The organism is Streptomyces sclerotialus (assembly GCF_040907265.1).
GTDB classification, from domain to species: Bacteria; Actinomycetota; Actinomycetes; order Streptomycetales; family Streptomycetaceae; genus Streptomyces; species Streptomyces sclerotialus.
The window spans coordinates 5,169,371-5,184,648 of the sequence record NZ_JBFOHP010000002.1 but is presented as its reverse complement, the minus strand read 5'-3'; the positions used below and the strand labels follow the sequence as shown (position 1 = coordinate 5,184,648).

Below are 15,278 nucleotides of genomic sequence, written 5' to 3'. Positions count from 1 at the left end.
CGGGGGTTTCCTCCGGGAGGGGGCGGGGTGGCGGGCGGAGGGGTCAGGCGGGGAACTCGCCCCTGCGCGCGACGAGCTGTCCGGCGTCGGAGGCGACGCCGAAGGCGGCCGGCAGGGGCTCGTTCTTCATGTAGAGGCGTTCGGCGACCCGGCGGGGCAGCGGGTAGTACTCGAAGGTGCCGTGCACTCTGCCGTCCGCGCCCATCGGCCGGGCCACGAACTTGGCGACCGAGACGATCCGGTAGTCCTCGCGGCCGCGGGAGTCCACGATCGCGATCTCGCTGATCTTGCGGGTGCCGTCGGCGTGCCGGGTGAGCTGGACGAGGACGTCCAGCGCGCTGTTGATCTGGTCCTTGATCGCCACGAACGGGATCTCCACCTCGGACATCGACGCCAGGGTCTGCAGCCGCATCAGCGCGTCCTCGGCGCTGTTGGCGTGCACGGTGGCCAGTGAGCCGTCGTGGCCCGTGGACATCGCCTGGAGCATGTCCAGTGTCTCGCCGCCGCGCACCTCGCCGACGATGATCCGGTCGGGGCGCATACGGAGGGAGTTGCGCACCAGGTCGCGGATGGTGATCCGGCCCTTGCCCTCGACGTTGGCGGGCCGGGCCTCCAGCGTGATGACGTGCGTCTGCTGGAGCTGGAGCTCGGCGGAGTCCTCGATGGTGATGATGCGCTCGCCCTCGGGGATCAGCCCGGAGAGCGCGTTGAGCAGCGTGGTCTTGCCGGAGCCGGTCGCGCCGGAGACGACGATGTTGAACCTCGCCCGCACCAGGACGGACAGCAGCAGCAGCATCTGCTCGTCGAGCGAGCCGAGGCCGATCATCTCCTGGAGGGTGTAGGAGCGGGGGAAGCGGCGGATGGTGAGCGCGGCGCCGGACAGCGCCAGCGGCGGGATGATGACGTTGACCCGCTCGCCGGAGGGCAGCCGCGCGTCGACCATCGGATTGGTCTCGTCCACGCGGCGGTTGACGGTGGAGACGATGCGCTCGATGGTCTGCATCAGCTGCTCGTTCGAGGCGAACCGCAGCGGCAGCAGTTCGACCTTGCCGGCCCGCTCGACGAAGATCTGGTCGGGGCCGTTGACCATGATCTCGGTGATCGAGGCGTCCTCCAGCAGCGGTTCGAGGATGCCCAGGCCCAGCGCCTCGTCGACGACGCGGCGGATGAGCATGGCCCGCTCGTGGGTGGAGAGGACCGGGCCCTCGCGGCTGATGATGTGGCCCAGTACGCGTTCCAGCCGGACCCGCCGCTCGGCGGCGGCCAGCGAGGACATCTCCGCGAGGTCGATCTCCTCCAGCAGCTTGCCGCGGTAGACCGCGACGAGGTGGTTCTCCTCCTGCTGCCCGTTGGGGGCCTCAGGGGTGTGGATGCGCGCCCTCAGGCTCATGGTGCGGACTCCTCCGTACGCGGCATGGTCACGGTCTTCTCGGTGGCGCCGAAGTCGCTCACGAACGGGATGACCGACGGGATCGTCACCTGGGCGGTGACGGACACCTCGGCCGGTCCGGGGCGCCGGGTGAAGGCGGCCCCGTCCGCGAGCCAGCCGCTCATGGCGGCCTTCCCCGCCTGTGCGTAACCGATCTCCGGCTCGTCCAGCCCCGCGGTACGGGCCGCGGCGCGCGCCCCCGTACCGGTCTGCTGGATCGCGTACGCCGCGATGCCGAACTGGACCAGGGCCAGGCCCACCAGGACCAGGACCGGCAGCATGCCGAGGAACTCGACCACGGTCTGCCCCCGGTCACCCCGCTTTCCTGCGCGCAGCACCATGGGTCAGTCCTCCTCCTTGACGGCGGCAGCCTCGCCCTGGACGTCGAACGGGAAGTCGACGGAGCCGGGGAAGAGGACCGGGACCTTGAGGGTGACCTCGGCCTTGACCAGGCCGGGCACGACCTTGCACGAGACGGTGGCGGTGGCCCGCCAGCTCGCCCCCAGGTCCTGCGTCCCGCCGCGCTCGCACGCCCCGGGGCCGCCGGAGCCCGCAGCCCGCGCCGCCCCGTCGGCGGCGTTTCCGGCCAGCGTGTACGTGAAGCCGACCAGCGCGCACTGCCACAGCAGCACCAGGGTGACCAGGATGAGCGGCAGCATGCCGAGGAACTCGACCGCCACCTGCCCCCGGTCCGCCCGCATCCGCCGCACGCGCCGCGCGACACGTACCCGCCAGGCCGTCATAGGTCAGCCCTCCCCTGCCGGTCTGCCGGCGGCGGGGGCGCCCCCGCGGCCCCGGCCTGCGCCGCCGTGGCCGCCCCTGCGGCGCCGGACGCCGATCGAGCCCCGGTCGTTCCGGTACTTGCTGCGCCTGCTCCGGCCGTGGCCCACCGGGCCGTCCTCGGGGCCCTGGCCCAGGCCCAGTTCGCCGGCCAGCGCCCACATCGCCTGCTTGACCGTGCCCCGGTCGTCCAGATCCTGCATCCGGCCCGAGTCGACCGCGGGCTGCAGCTCCTTGAACCCGGCGGGCACGGCCGTCCGGGCCACCTGGGTGCCGACGATCCGCTGGACCAGCGGCGGCTGGATCTCCGTGCCGCGGGTGTGCCGGTTGACCACCGCGAGGGTGTCCTCGGCCTTGCGCACCTGGAGGCGGTCCCACATCCGTACGGTGCGCTTGGCGGCCCGTACGGTGACCACGTCCGGGGTGACGACCAGCACCGCGCCGTCGGCCGTCTCGATGGCGGCGGCGTTCGCACCGGTCAGCTGGGCCCCGCAGTCGACGATCACCACGTGGTACCGGCTGCGCAGCGCGCCGATGACCTGGCGGACGGTCCGCTCGTCCACCTCCTCGCCGCGCTCTCCCTCGCCCGGCGCGAGCAGCAGCCCGATGCCCGTCTCGTGGTGCATCACCACGTCCTGGAGGACGCGCGGCGAGATGTCCTTGATCCCGGCCAGGTCGGCTATCGACCGGCGGAACTGCACGTCCAGGTAGGAGGCGACATCGCCGCTCTGGAGGTCCATGTCGACCAGCGCCACGTGCGTGCCCACCGACCGGGCCGCCAGCGCCAGCTGCACGGCGAGCGTGGTGGTCCCGACACCGCCCTTGGCGCCGCTGACCGTGATGACCGTGCCGCCGGACCCGGCCGGCAGCGTGGGGTCGGCCGTGAGGTGGCGGCGCATGCCGGTCGCCCAGTTCGCGGCGGCCTGGAGCCGTGCCGAGAGTTCGTCGTACGAGAGGGGCAGGCCGACCACGCCGCGGGCGCCGGCGTCCATGGCGGCGGAGTACACCCCGGGGCCGGCGTCGGCGGTCAGCAGAACCACCCCGACCGCCGGGAAGCGGAGGGCGACCTCGCGTACCAGCTCCAGCGCGGGCACGGGGCCGACGCGCTCGTGCACGAGGACGACCTCCGGCAGGTCGGCGACCGACTCCCCGGCGAGCTGCGCGAGGGTGTCGAGCAGCAGCGTCGAGTCGGCGACGGGCCGGGCGGGCTCGGCGTCCGGCAGCTGGCTCAGCAGCGTCGTCACCGAGCGGGCCGCGTCGGCGTCGCCGACGGCCGGAAGGATTCGTGTGACCATCCGTTACCTCACTTGTCCCCGGCCAGGGTGTAGTCCCGCTGATCGTCCGGGATGGTGGCGTCGCTGCCCGGCGCGACCAGCGCCAGGCGTACGTGGGTGGCGAAGGACTCCGCGTACGCCACGCGCTGTGCGTCCAGGGTCTTGAGCGCGAAGGTGATCGGTACCGCCTCGCCGCCGCCGTTCTGCGCCTCGCCCGGCCGCGGCTTGAGCGCGGTGAGCCGGCCCACGTCGATGACCTTGGCGTTGCTGACGATGACCTTGGAGCTGTCGGCGTCGCCTTCCTTGCCGGCGAAGGTGGCGTAGATGTTGACCGAGGCTCCGGGGGTGATCTTGCCGGCCACGCCGGTCGCCGCGTCGATCATGATCGCGATCTCCTGCTGGCCCGGCTGGAGGGCCGGGCGCTCGGCGACCATGTCGGACTGGAGCAGCGAGCCCTTCCGCAGCGGGTTGACCGCGATCCTGCCCACCACCTCGTCCAGGTCCCGCACCGCGGTTCTGGGCAGCCAGCGCTCGGGCACCCGGATCTGCCGGAACTGCCCCGCCTCCAGGGACTTGTACGCGGCGACGTCGGCCTTGAGCTCATAGGCGGTCACCTCGGGGCCCACCTTGGACTCCACGTCGCTGATCACCGACAGGACGCCGGCGAAGGCGCCGAATGCGCACAGGACCGACAGGAGCAGCAGGATGATGCCGCGGCGCTGGCGTGAGTTCATGGTTGCGGACTACCTCGTTCAGGGCGGTTACGGTGAGCGGGGCGGGGCATGAAGCGGGGGAGTTCGGGGTGCGGTGGGTCCGCGACCGGGCGGGGTACCGCCGTCGCCGAGTAATCGTCCATGTGCCCACTGTGGCCGCCGCACCGGATGGCCGCTACCGCGACCGGCCGGACGGTCCGGCTCCGCGGGCCGCGGGGGTGCCGGAGGGGCTGCGGTGTCCGGCCGGGAGCGCGGGAGCGGCGCAGAACGCGCAGCGGTCACCGATGAGTTCCAGGCCGCACCAGGGGCAGGGGAAGCGGTGCACGGAGGCGACCAGCTGGGCGAGTACGGCGGTGTCCGCGATGCCGGCCGCGAACTCGGTCAGTCTGCCGGTGCCCCACCACCGTGCGGACTCCGCCGGGAGTTCCGCCTGCTGCACGGCCTGCACGGACCACTGGCCGGCCAGGGTGTGCACCCACTCGGAGGTGAACTGCCCCTGGGCCACCGTCAGCTGGGTGGCGAACTCGGGGCCGGGCAGCCGGGCCTCCTCCGTGCCGAGCATGACCAGCTGCGGGGTGGGGTGGGCCAGCACGGCGAACTGCGAGCCGGGGACCCAGGACCTGGCGTGCGCCTTGAGGCTGACGGGCACGGCGTCGAGCCGGGTCACGCTGTTCAGCAGCGCACCGGCGTGGATGTAGTACGTGAGCAGCCTGGCGGCCGCGCCCAGGACACCGGGGCCCACGTCGTAGGCGGACAGCTGGCGTAACTGTCGGACCAGCAGCCCGACGCCGAGCGGCGGCAGCTCACTGCCGATCACCGCGACGCGGTCGCTCTCCAGGACGGCGCGGACGGTGTGCAGGCGGCGTACGTGGTCCTGCGGGAGCGACCGGGAGTGGACGACGAGGACATGGCCGTGCTGCTCCAGGAGGAAGTGCATCTGGGACAGCGCGTCGTCCAGCGACTGGCGTTCCGGGGGGCCGAGCACATGCGCCGGCGGCGTGATCCGGTCCGGGGGCGCGAGCACCAGATCAGGACTGGTGACTGCTATCGCGGTCGGCATGTGTGTGTCCCCGTTTCACCACGTCACTCGCTCCACAACTTCCCTCGCTGCGGTGTCCTGTCTTCCGCAGACTTTAGCCGCGTCCCAGGCGTGGGAAAACACTCCGCCCGCTACGGAGACCGTCACCACAACGCTCTCACGGTAGCCATTCTGGAGATCATTTACCGATCAACCGCGATCTATCCCTCACCATTGAAGTTGAATGCACAACTTTTCCGCGGCCGCGGGGACGAACTCGGGCAAGGGTACCCATGTGCCGATAACTACCATCATCTTCCGTTCAGTTGAGGCGTACCGGCCGGAATACCCCGCTCCATCCTCGCCATTCCGTACCGTTCCGGCCCGACCCGCCCCTTTTACGCGACATCGGCCGCGCGCGAATTCCGTGCTCGGCACGGGCGGCACATCGACGGCCGAAGGAATGGAGAAAAGCGGGCCACCGCTCCGGTAATCGCATACGCGAAGGACGGCTGCGGTAATTCCCTATTCACACAAAGGCCTTGACAGAATCATTGGTCTGGACCACGTTGTACGGCAGCACGCAGGGGCCCCTGATCGCGTACTCCGTAACATCCCCACTCCCCCCACCGGAGGCTGTCGTGGTTCGCGCACGACCAGGAACCCGTCCGCTCAGGAAGAGACTGCTCGGCTGTCTGGCCGCGGCCGCACTGGCGGCCGGCGGCATGACGGCGGCGAGCGCCGCGCAGGCCGCACCCGCCGACCGGGACGCGCAGGTCACACAGGGCAGTTCGGCCCGTGCCGTCCCCGCGCACGCGGTCACCGGCTACTGGCAGAACTTCGACAACGGCGCCACCGTCCAGAAGCTCGGGGACGTCTCCGACGCGTACGACATCATCGCGGTCGCCTTCGCCGACGCCACCGGCACTCCGGGCGAGGTCGGCTTCACCCTCGACCCGGCGCTCGGGTACGCCTCGGTGGACGACTTCAAGGCGGACATCAAGGCCAAGCAGGCGGCCGGCAAGTCCGTGATCATTTCGGTCGGCGGCGAGAAGGGAGCGGTCTCGGTCGCCGACGACACGTCTGCGAAGAACTTCGCGGATTCGGTCGGGAAGCTGATGGCGGAATACGGCTTCGACGGCGTCGACATCGACCTGGAGAACGGCCTTGATTCCACCTATATGACCAAGGCACTGAAGTCGCTGCACGCCGCGCACGACGGTCTCGTGCTCACCATGGCGCCGCAGACGATCGACATGCAGTCGCCGCAGAACGAGTACTTCAAGACCGCGCTGGCCGTGCGGGACTTCCTCACGGTGGTCAACATGCAGTACTACAACAGCGGTTCCATGAACGGCTGCGACGGCAAGGTCTACGCCCAGGGCACGGTGGACTTCCTCACCTCGCTGGCCTGTATCCAACTGGAGAACGGCCTGGATCCGTCGCAGGTGGGCATCGGAGTACCGGCGTCCTCCCGGGCGGCCGGCAGCGGCTACGTCGCGCCCTCCGTGGTCAACGACGCGCTGGACTGCCTCACCAAGGGCACCGGCTGCGGATCGTTCAGACCTCCGAAGGCCTATCCCGGCCTGCGTGGCGCGATGACCTGGTCGACCAACTGGGACGCGGCGAACGGCGACGCCTTCGCGAACGAGGTCGGCGGCCACGTGCACGGCCTTCCCTAGCGGCCCGCCGCTCCCCCGGACCACCCCCACCCGCGGGTCACCCCACCGCCCGCGAACGGGCCCGCCGCCGGCTCTCCCCGGCGGCGGGCCCTGCGTCACGTCACCGAGTGGGCGTCACTCACCGGCCGGCTCGGGCAGCGTGCACCCCTCCCGGCCCAGGTCGAGCTTGTTGCCCGTACCGAAGCACTTCGGTATGCCGTACGTCTGCTGGGCGTAGCCGATGCCCTGGTGGACGGTCACCTGGCCGTTCGCGTCCACCTCGCACGGGTTGTTCAGCGTGCAGCGCCCGCCGTCCTCGTTGAGGGTGTTGTTGACCGCCGCGACCTTGCCGGTGGCGTTGTCGACCACCGGCGAGCCGGAGGTGCCGCCGATGATGTCGCAGCCGGAGGTGTAGCGGACCGAGTCCTTCCAGGTCCACTCCCCCTCCTTCAGGGTCGGCGCGAAGCCGTCGACATTGCAGGAGTAGATCTTCTTCCAGTAGCCGGAGACGACGCTGATCGCCGCACCCTGGGCCGGGCGCGTGGTCGCCAGCTCCAGCGCGTTGATGCCGTACTTGCGCTTGATGTCCGCGTACGTGGAGGTGAGTTCGTACAGCGAGACGTCGGTGTCCGTCATCGTCGCGTACGCGATCTTGCTGGCCCGCACCGTTCCCTTGTTGCCGCCGGACGCGCTGAGGAGGGTGAAGCTGCGGCTGGACGGCTTGTCGACGACGACCTCGCCGGCGCCCGGCATGCCCGACTCCAGACAGTGGCCGTTGGACATGACCAGCGCCTTGTCGGTGTCCTGGGAGACCGGCAGCCGCACCACCGAACCGGAGCAGTTGCTGAGCGCCACGGTGCCGGCGAAGCTGACGGCCCTGGGCTGCTTCACCTTGTGCTGCGTGAGCTGAACCTCAGCCTGGGCCACGGCCTGCCGGTCTCCGGCCTGCTGACTGCCGGTGCCGGGCAGGTGCGCGTCGGCCACGGCGGGCCCGGCCCCGGCGCCCACGAGGGCGGCCGCACCGAGTACGGCGCCGGCGAGAGCGCCGCTGAGAGGTCTGTGCATGTGGGGTCCTCTCCGATATGCGTACCGGAGGTTTCACCCCCCGGTGTTGTCATGCACATACTCCGGGCGCCGGGGCGGCAAGGCAATGGGGCGTCAGATCACCAGACTGACGAGTGCGGCGACCACGAAGCCGGCGACGGAGAGCACCGACTCCAGGACCGTCCAGGTCTTGAGGGTGTCGCGTTCGGAGATCCCGAAGTACTTCGACACCATCCAGAAACCGCCGTCGTTCACGTGCGAGGCGAAGATCGAGCCCGCCGAGATGGCCATGATGACCAGGGCCAGGTGCGGCTGCGAGAGGTGCTGGGACTCGACCAGGGGGAGGACGATGCCGGCGGTCGTGACGATGGCGACCGTCGCGGAGCCCTGCGCGACGCGGAGGACGACCGAGAGCAGCCAGGCCAGCACGATGACCGGCAGGCCGACATCGTGGAAGGTGTCGGAGAGGGCATCCGCGACGCCGCTGCCCTTGAGGACCGCGCCGAAGATCCCGCCCGCGCCGACGACCAGCAGGATGTTGCCGACCGGCTTCAGGGACGCGGTGGAGACCGTCTCCAGGGACTTGCGGGACCAGCCGCGGCGGATGCCCAGGAGGTAGTACGCCAGGATCAGCGCGATGGTCAGCGCGGTGAAGGGGTGGCCGAAGAACTCGATGACCGAGCGGCCCGAGGACGGCTCCAGCGCGATGGAGGAGAAGGTCGCGAGCAGGATGAGGATCAACGGGGTGCCGATGATGGCGAGGACGGTGCCCAGCGGTACCGGCTTCTCCTCGGCGTCGACGCCCGCCGCCGCCTTCTCCGCGGCGACCGCGGCCTTGGCCTCCTCGGCGGCCTCGACCATGTCCTGCGGTACGGGCACGAGGACCCGCTTGCCGATCCACGCGGCGTACGCCCAGGCGGCGAGTACGGCCGGGATGCCGCAGACCAGGCCCATCAGGATGATCCAGCCCAGGTCGACCTTGAAGAGACCGGCCGCGGCGACCGGACCCGGGTGCGGCGGCAGGAAGGCGTGGGTCATGGACAGGCCGGCCAGCAGCGGCATGGCGTAGAGGACGACCGACTTGCCGGACCGTTTGGCGGCCGCGTAGACGATCGGCGCGAGCACGAAGATGCCGACGTCGAAGAAGACCGGGATACCGAAGATCAGGCCGGTGAGACCCATCGCGAGGGGCGCGCGCCGCTCACCGAAGAGACGCAGCAGGCGGGCGCTGAGCACCTCGGCGCCGCCGGAGACCTCCAGGATCGCGCCGAGCATCGTGCCCAGGCCGATGATGATCGCGACGTGTCCGAGGATGCCGCCCATGCCGCTCTCGATCATCGAGACGACGTCGGACTTCTGGACGGTGCCGAAGAGTTCGGTGACGGAGAGGCCGGCGGCCAGGCCGACCGCGATGGAGACGGCCAGCAGCGCGACGAAGGGCTGCAGCCGGACCTTGATGATGAGGACGAGCAGCAGGACGATGCCGAGGGCTGCGACGGTGAGCAGTCCGGGCGTACCGGGTATGAGCGCGAGCAGTCCGCCGGTGTGCGGTGGTGGCGCTGGGGTGGGGGCCGCGGCGAGGAACATGGCAGGACTCCGTTGTCAGGCAGGGGTTTTCCAGGCAGGGGGGACCGCGGCACGGCGCCCCGTCGGTACGGGACGCCGCGCCGTGCGGCAGGTCGTGCAGGTGCGGGGGGTGGACTCGCGCTAACGGCAAGGGGACCGGGCCTCTTTCCGTGCGGAAGCGGGAGGGGTCGCGCGGCTCAGCTCAGGACGGCGAGCGCGTCGATCTCGATGAGCAGGCCCTTGGGCAGGCCGACGTACACCGTCGTACGGGCGGCCGGTGCCTCCTTCAGGCCCTGCTCCTCGAAGTAGGCGTTGTAGATCTCGTTCATCTCGGCGAAGTGGTCGACGTCGGTGAGGTAGACGCGCATCATCATGACGTCGTCCCAGGTGGCGCCGCCCTCTTCGAGGATCGCCTTGACGTTGGCGAAGGTCTGGAGGGTCTGCTCGCGCAGGGTCGGGCCCGCGGGGGTGGGGGCCTTGCCCTCCTCGGCGGGGAGGAAGCCGACCTGGCCGGCGACCTGAAGGATGTTGCCCTTCTTGACACCGTGGGAGAACTTGGCGGGCGGGGTGGTGTGGGTGGCCGGGGTGAGGGCGGTCTTCTCGGTCATGGTGGTTCTCAGGCTTCCTTGTGGTCCTGTGGGGTTCTTACCGGGCCGTTGCCGGAGTACTCCCGGCTGATGGCGTCCGCGGTACGGCGTACCAGCGGGAGCAGGGCGAGGAGTTCCTCGGCGGAGACGACGACGTTCGGCGCGGAGACCGACATCGCCGCGACCAGCCGGCCGTCCGCACCGCGGATGGGTGCCCCGATGCAGTTGATGGACTCCTCGTGGCCACCGAGGTCGGTGGCCCAGCCCTGTTCGCGCACCTTGGCCAGCTCGGCCAGGAAGGCCGTGGCGTCGGGTGTCGAACGGGCCGTGTACTGGGGGTAGTCGAGCCGTTCGGCGACGGCGCGCCGCTCGGCCTCGGGAAGGTCGGCGAGCAGCAGCTTGGCGACCGCGGCGACGGTGATCGCGACGGGCTTGCCGATGCGCGAGTACATCCGTACCGGGTAGCGGCTCTCGACCTTGTCGATGTAGAGGACCTCGTTCTCCTCGTACACCGCGAGGTGGACGGTGTGGCCGACCTTCTCGTTGAGCTCGACCAGGTGGGGGTGGGCGATGTCGCGGACGTCGAGGTTCTCCACCGCTTCCTGGGCGAGGGCGAAGAGCCGGGCGCCCAGGCGGTAGCGCTGGTCGGCCTGGCGGTAGACCATGCCGTGCTCGTGCAGGGTGCGCAGCAGCCGCAGGGCCGTGGACTTGTGCACGCCCAGCCGGTCGGCGACCTGCTCCAGGTTGGCCGGCCCCTGCGCGAGCAGCGGCAGGATGCTCAGTGCGCGGTCGACTGTCTGACTCATGACGTAGGGACCTCCACCCGTACTTCCTCGGCCCCGCTCTCCGTCCAGCCGGGGCCGAGTCGCAGTGTGCCCCAGTCTTCGGGGGTGAGCGCGACGAGGTGGTCGGCGAGCTCCCGGGCGGGCGGGGTGCCCAGGTCGCCGGGGACGGTGAGGGAGGCGGCGGCCATGAGGTGGCCGTGCCGTATCCGGTCGAAGACGGGCAGGCCGCGCAGGGTAGCGGAGAGGAACCCGGCGGCGAAGGCGTCACCGGCGCCGACCGGCGCGGTCACGTCGACCTTGAGCGCGGGCGCGAAGGTCACGGTGTCGGTGCCGTCCGCCTGCCGCTCGTACACCGTGGCGCCCTCGCTGCCCTGCTTGACGACGAGGACGCCGGGCTCGGGCAGGGCTTCGCGCACGGCGGCGGGGCCGTGCACGTCCCAGGCGGCCGCGGCCTCGTCCTCGCCGACGAAGACCAGGTCGCAGCCGCGGGCGAGGCCGAGGAGGGTGCCGGGCGCCCGGTCGGCGCGGTCCTGCCAGAGGCCGACGCGGTAGTTGAGGTCGAAGGAGACCAGGGGGCGCCCGTGCCGGCGTTCGGTGATCGTCCTCAGGACGTCGAGGCAGCCGTCGGAGAGGGCCGCGGTGATGCCGGTGACGTGGACGACGCGGGCGTCCCACAGGGCCCGTTCGTCGAGCAGGTCCGGGGTGAGCGCCGAGGCGGCGGAGCCGGCGCGGTAGTAGACGACCTCGGCGAGCCGCTCCCCGTCCGGCTCCCCCTCCGCGCCGGTGGCGCGCTCGCCCGCGGTACGGAAGTAGATGCCGGTGGGGCGCCGCGGGTCGCGCTGGACGTGCGCGACGTCGACCCCGTGCGCGGCGATGGTCTCCAGGAGGTGGTCGCCGAAGCCGTCCGTGCCGACCCGGGAGATCCACCGCGCGGTGTGCCCGATGGCGGCCAGGGCGCAGGCCACGTTGGACTCGGCGCCGCCGATGCCACGGTCGAAGGAGGGCACGTCGGCGAGTCTGCCGGGGCGTGCGGGCAGGAAGGTGACCATGGACTCGCCCAGACAGACGACGTCGGCGGGGACGTGCGGTGGCGTGGTCGCTGTGGTCACGGTGTTTCCCTGCTCCTCGCGGTGTGTGCTGCGGGGCCGTGGTGGGTGACGGACGCGCGTTCAGCGCCCTTGATGTCACAAGGTTTCCCACCATTGACCCGACGATGAATCGGATGCTAGACAGCACTCAGCGATATGCGCAATGGGCGTTGCAGATGATGCAACAAGGAATTTGAGGAGATCCCCATGGCCGCCGATCCCCGGTCCGACAGCGCCGTCGGACAGCTCGCCGACGAACGGGTGGACCACCGCTTCAAGGCCCTCCCCCCGGACGCGGAGGGACTCACGGTCGGCGCCCTGGCGGCCCAGCGCCGCAACCTCTTCACCGGCGGCTTCACCACCCCGGTCCTGGCCCTCTCCGCCGAGTCGGTCGAGCACAACCTCGCGCTCATGGAGGACTGGTCCGCCCGGCACGGCCTCGCCTTCGCGCCGCACGGCAAGACCTCGATGTCCCCCCAGCTCTTCGCCCGCCAGCTGGCGCACGGCGCCTGGGGCATCACGGCGGCCGTACCGCACCAGGCCCGCGTCTACCGCGCCTTCGGCATCCAGCGGATCTTCCTCGCCAACGAGCTGGTCGACGCCGCCGCGCTGCGCTGGCTGGCCGGCGAGCTCGACGCCGACCCGGACTTCCGCTTCATCTGCTACGTCGACTCGCTCCGCGGCATCGAGCTGATGGACGCCGCGCTGCGCGAGGCCGGCGCCTCCCGCCCGGTCGACGTCGTCATCGAGCTGGGCGCCGGTGACGCCGCCCGTACCGGCGTACGGGACGAGGCCACCTGCCTGGACCTGGCCAACGCCATCGCCGCCGCGGACACCCTCCGCCTGGTCGGCATCGCCGGGTACGAGGGCGAGGTGCCGGACGCGGACGCCGAGCGGGTGGCCGCCTGGCTGCGCCGCCTCGTGGCGCTCGTCGTCGACCTCGACAAGTCGGGCCGCTTCGCCGACCTGGACGAGATCGTGCTGAGCGCGGGCGGCAGCGCCTGGTTCGACACGGTCGCCGAGGTCTTCGCCGAGGTGCCCGAGCTGTCCCGGCCGGTGCTGAAGCTGCTGCGCTCCGGCGCGTACGTCTCGCACGACGACGGCCACTACCGCCACCTCACCCCCTTCAACCGGCACCCCGACGAGGGCGCCCTGCAGCCCGCCTTCCGGCTGTGGGCGCAGGTCGTCTCGCGCCCCAACGGCGAGCAGGCGTTCGCCAACGCGGGCAAGCGGGACGCGGCGTACGACCTGGACCTGCCCGAGGCGCAGGTGGTGCGGTCCGGCCGGGACGGCTCCGTGCGGCCCGCCACGGGCGTCGCCGTGACCGGCCTCTCCGACCAGCACGCCTGGCTCCGCACCGAGCCCGGCACCGAGCTGGAGGTCGGCGACTGGGTCGGGATGGGCCTGTCCCACCCGTGCACGTCCTTTGACAAGTGGCAGCTCATCCCCCTGGTCGAGGCCGACGGCACGGTCTCGGAGTTCGTCCGCACGTTCTTCTGATCCCCCTCCAGCCCGTCCGGCGCTCGAGGACGACGCGGCCGCAGACCGCGTCCCCCGCACCGGCCTGAGGAAAGGCAACACCTCATGGACACCGTTCTGCGCGACGTACGCGTCATCGACGGTTCCGGCGGCCCCTCGTACCGCGCAGACGTGGCCCTGGCCGAGGGCCGGATCGCCGCGATCCACCGCGAGCCGGACGGCGGCGACCGCCCGTCGGCCCGCCGCACCGTCGACGCGACCGGCCTGGCGCTGGCCCCCGGTTTCATCGACATGCACGCCCACAGCGACCTCGCCCTGCTGCGTGACCCGGCCCACGAGGCGAAAGCCGCACAAGGCGTCACCCTGGAGGTCATCGGCCAGGACGGCCTGTCGTACGCACCCGTCGACGACCGGACCCTCGCCGAGGTCCGCGCCCAGATCGCGGGGTGGAACGGCGACGGAGCGGACATCGACTTCAGCTGGCGCTCGGTCGGCGAGTACCTGGACCGGCTGGACCACGGGTTCGACGGCCAGGGCATAGCGGTCAACGCCGCGTACCTGATCCCGCAGGGCACGGTCCGGATGCTGGCGCTGGGCTGGGACGACAGGGCCGCCACCGACGCCGAGCTGGCCCACATGAAGCAGCTGGTGGCCGAGGGTCTGGAGCAGGGCGCCGTGGGCCTGTCCTCCGGCCTCACCTACACCCCGGGCATGTACGCCTCGGACGCCGAGCTGACCGAGCTGTGCCGGGTGGTGGCCCGCTACGAGGGTTACTACTGCCCGCACCACCGCTCGTACGGCGCGGGCGCGCTCCAGGCGTACGAGGAGATGGTCGGTCTCACGCGGGAGGCGGGCTGTGCGCTGCACCTCGCGCACGCCACCATGAACTTCGGCGTGAACAAGGGCCGGGCGCCCGAGCTGCTGACGCTGCTGGACAAGGCCCTGGACTCCGGCGCGGACATCAGCCTCGACACCTACCCCTACACCCCCGGCTGCACGACGCTGGTCGCGATGCTGCCGAGCTGGGCGAGCGAGGGCGGGCCCGAGGCCATCCTGGCCCGGCTGCACGACGACGCCGAGGCGGCCCGCATCCGGCACGTGATGGAGGTCGAGGGCGCGGACGGCTGCCACGGCGTCCCGATGGAGTGGGACACGATCGAGATCTCCGGCGTCTCGAACCCCGCGCTCACGGAGTACGTCGGGAAGACGGTGGCCGCGAGCGCGGCCGAGCGCGGCGAGGAGCCGTGGGTCACGGCCCGCCGGCTGCTCGTCGAGGACCGGCTCGGCTCGACGATCCTGCAGCACGTCGGGCACGAGGAGAACGTCCGGCAGATCATGCGGCACCGCGTGCACACGGGCGGCAGCGACGGCATCCTCCAGGGCGCCAAGCCGCACCCGCGGGCGTACGGGACGTTCCCCCAGTACCTCGGCCGGTACGTCCGTGAGCTGGGCATCCTCTCGCTGGAGGAGTGCGTCGCGCACCTCACGGGGCGCGCCGCGGCCCGGCTGCGGCTGCCGGACCGCGGGCTCGTCCGCGCGGGCTACCGCGCGGACCTGGTGCTGTTCGACCCGGAGACGGTGGCCGCCGGGTCGACCTTCGAGGAGCCGCGCACGCTCCCGGCCGGCATCCCGCACGTACTGATCGACGGCCGCTTCGTGATCGAGGACGGCACGCGTACGGACGTCCTCGCGGGCCGGTCGGTACGGCGGACACCCGGCGCCCGCGGCTGAGTCGAAGCTCACACCGCGTCCGGGCGTAGGGCCGGTCGACCTGCGGATTCCGTTGTCCGGCTTCGATGGCGAAGCGCGCGAAGGTGACCACTTGCGAAAAATCGGCCGCGTGTCGCCCGGGGC

At 71.3% G+C, this 15,278-nt stretch carries 14 protein-coding genes; 3 read left to right on the top strand and 11 right to left on the bottom strand.

The features are described 5' to 3' along the window. Positions 1–43: 43 nt before the first annotated feature. The 6 genes from AAC944_RS23085 to AAC944_RS23060 form a co-directional block, all read right to left on the bottom strand. Positions 44–1,390, bottom strand: a complete 1,347-nt coding sequence (locus tag AAC944_RS23085) for a TadA family conjugal transfer-associated ATPase (RefSeq protein WP_030623201.1) — start codon at positions 1,388–1,390, stop codon at positions 44–46. Continuing rightward, a complete protein-coding gene (locus tag AAC944_RS23080) occupies positions 1,387–1,770 on the bottom strand; it encodes a TadE/TadG family type IV pilus assembly protein (RefSeq protein WP_030623204.1) in 384 nt (127 codons plus the stop codon). Before AAC944_RS23080 ends, AAC944_RS23085 begins: the two co-directional genes overlap by 4 nt. A 3-nt stretch (positions 1,771–1,773) precedes the next feature. Further along, positions 1,774–2,172, bottom strand: a complete 399-nt coding sequence (locus AAC944_RS23075; protein WP_051872361.1) for a TadE/TadG family type IV pilus assembly protein — start codon at positions 2,170–2,172, stop codon at positions 1,774–1,776. Positions 2,173–2,175: 3 nt separating this feature from the next. Continuing rightward, the gene (locus AAC944_RS23070) at positions 2,176–3,504 is read right to left on the bottom strand and encodes a CpaE/TadZ family protein (protein ID WP_051872362.1); all 1,329 of its coding nucleotides are present in this window, start codon (positions 3,502–3,504) and stop codon (positions 2,176–2,178) included. A gap of 8 nt (positions 3,505–3,512) precedes the next feature. Further along, positions 3,513–4,217, bottom strand: coding sequence for a Flp pilus assembly protein CpaB (cpaB, locus tag AAC944_RS23065; protein WP_030623213.1), 705 nt, complete (start codon positions 4,215–4,217; stop codon positions 3,513–3,515). A 154-nt stretch (positions 4,218–4,371) separates the two neighbouring features. Then, positions 4,372–5,256, bottom strand: coding sequence for a hypothetical protein (locus AAC944_RS23060; protein ID WP_030623216.1), 885 nt, complete (start codon positions 5,254–5,256; stop codon positions 4,372–4,374). Between the two features lie 683 nt (positions 5,257–5,939). Between AAC944_RS23060 and AAC944_RS23055 the strand changes: the two genes are divergently transcribed. Beyond that, positions 5,940–6,896 carry a chitinase gene (locus AAC944_RS23055; RefSeq protein WP_037773375.1) on the top strand — a complete coding sequence of 319 codons (957 nt, stop codon included), beginning with the start codon at positions 5,940–5,942 and terminating at the stop codon, positions 6,894–6,896. A gap of 114 nt (positions 6,897–7,010) precedes the next feature. Here the strand turns inward: AAC944_RS23055 and AAC944_RS23050 are convergent, their stop codons facing one another. The 5 genes from AAC944_RS23050 to AAC944_RS23030 all read right to left on the bottom strand — a co-directional run bounded on the left by AAC944_RS23050 (position 7,011) and on the right by AAC944_RS23030 (position 11,906). Then, positions 7,011–7,940 carry a trypsin-like peptidase domain-containing protein gene (locus AAC944_RS23050; protein ID WP_030623223.1) on the bottom strand — a complete coding sequence of 310 codons (930 nt, stop codon included), beginning with the start codon at positions 7,938–7,940 and terminating at the stop codon, positions 7,011–7,013. Between the two features lie 93 nt (positions 7,941–8,033). Beyond that, on the bottom strand, positions 8,034–9,506 hold the full coding sequence (locus tag AAC944_RS23045; RefSeq protein WP_030623227.1) for a GntP family permease: 1,473 nt from the start codon (positions 9,504–9,506) through the stop codon (positions 8,034–8,036). Between the two features lie 176 nt (positions 9,507–9,682). Continuing rightward, complete coding sequence (locus tag AAC944_RS23040) at positions 9,683–10,093, bottom strand: RidA family protein (RefSeq protein WP_030265443.1); 411 nt, start codon at positions 10,091–10,093, stop codon at positions 9,683–9,685. A gap of 8 nt (positions 10,094–10,101) precedes the next feature. After that, positions 10,102–10,878: an IclR family transcriptional regulator gene (locus AAC944_RS23035; protein WP_030623229.1), complete on the bottom strand. Its 777-nt coding sequence runs from the start codon at positions 10,876–10,878 to the stop codon at positions 10,102–10,104. Beyond that, positions 10,875–11,906, bottom strand: a complete 1,032-nt coding sequence (locus AAC944_RS23030) for a sugar kinase (RefSeq protein ID WP_107054257.1) — start codon at positions 11,904–11,906, stop codon at positions 10,875–10,877. The genes AAC944_RS23035 and AAC944_RS23030 overlap by 4 nt, the downstream gene beginning before the upstream one ends. A 246-nt stretch (positions 11,907–12,152) precedes the next feature. Here AAC944_RS23030 and AAC944_RS23025 point away from each other — a divergent pair, with 246 nt between their 5' ends. Next, complete coding sequence (locus AAC944_RS23025; RefSeq protein ID WP_030623235.1) at positions 12,153–13,445, top strand: amino acid deaminase; 1,293 nt, start codon at positions 12,153–12,155, stop codon at positions 13,443–13,445. An 84-nt stretch (positions 13,446–13,529) separates the two neighbouring features. Then, positions 13,530–15,155 (top strand): N-acyl-D-amino-acid deacylase family protein, encoded by a 1,626-nt coding sequence (locus AAC944_RS23020; RefSeq protein ID WP_030623238.1) that lies wholly within the window; start codon positions 13,530–13,532, stop codon positions 15,153–15,155. The last annotated feature ends 123 nt before the right edge of the window (positions 15,156–15,278 follow it).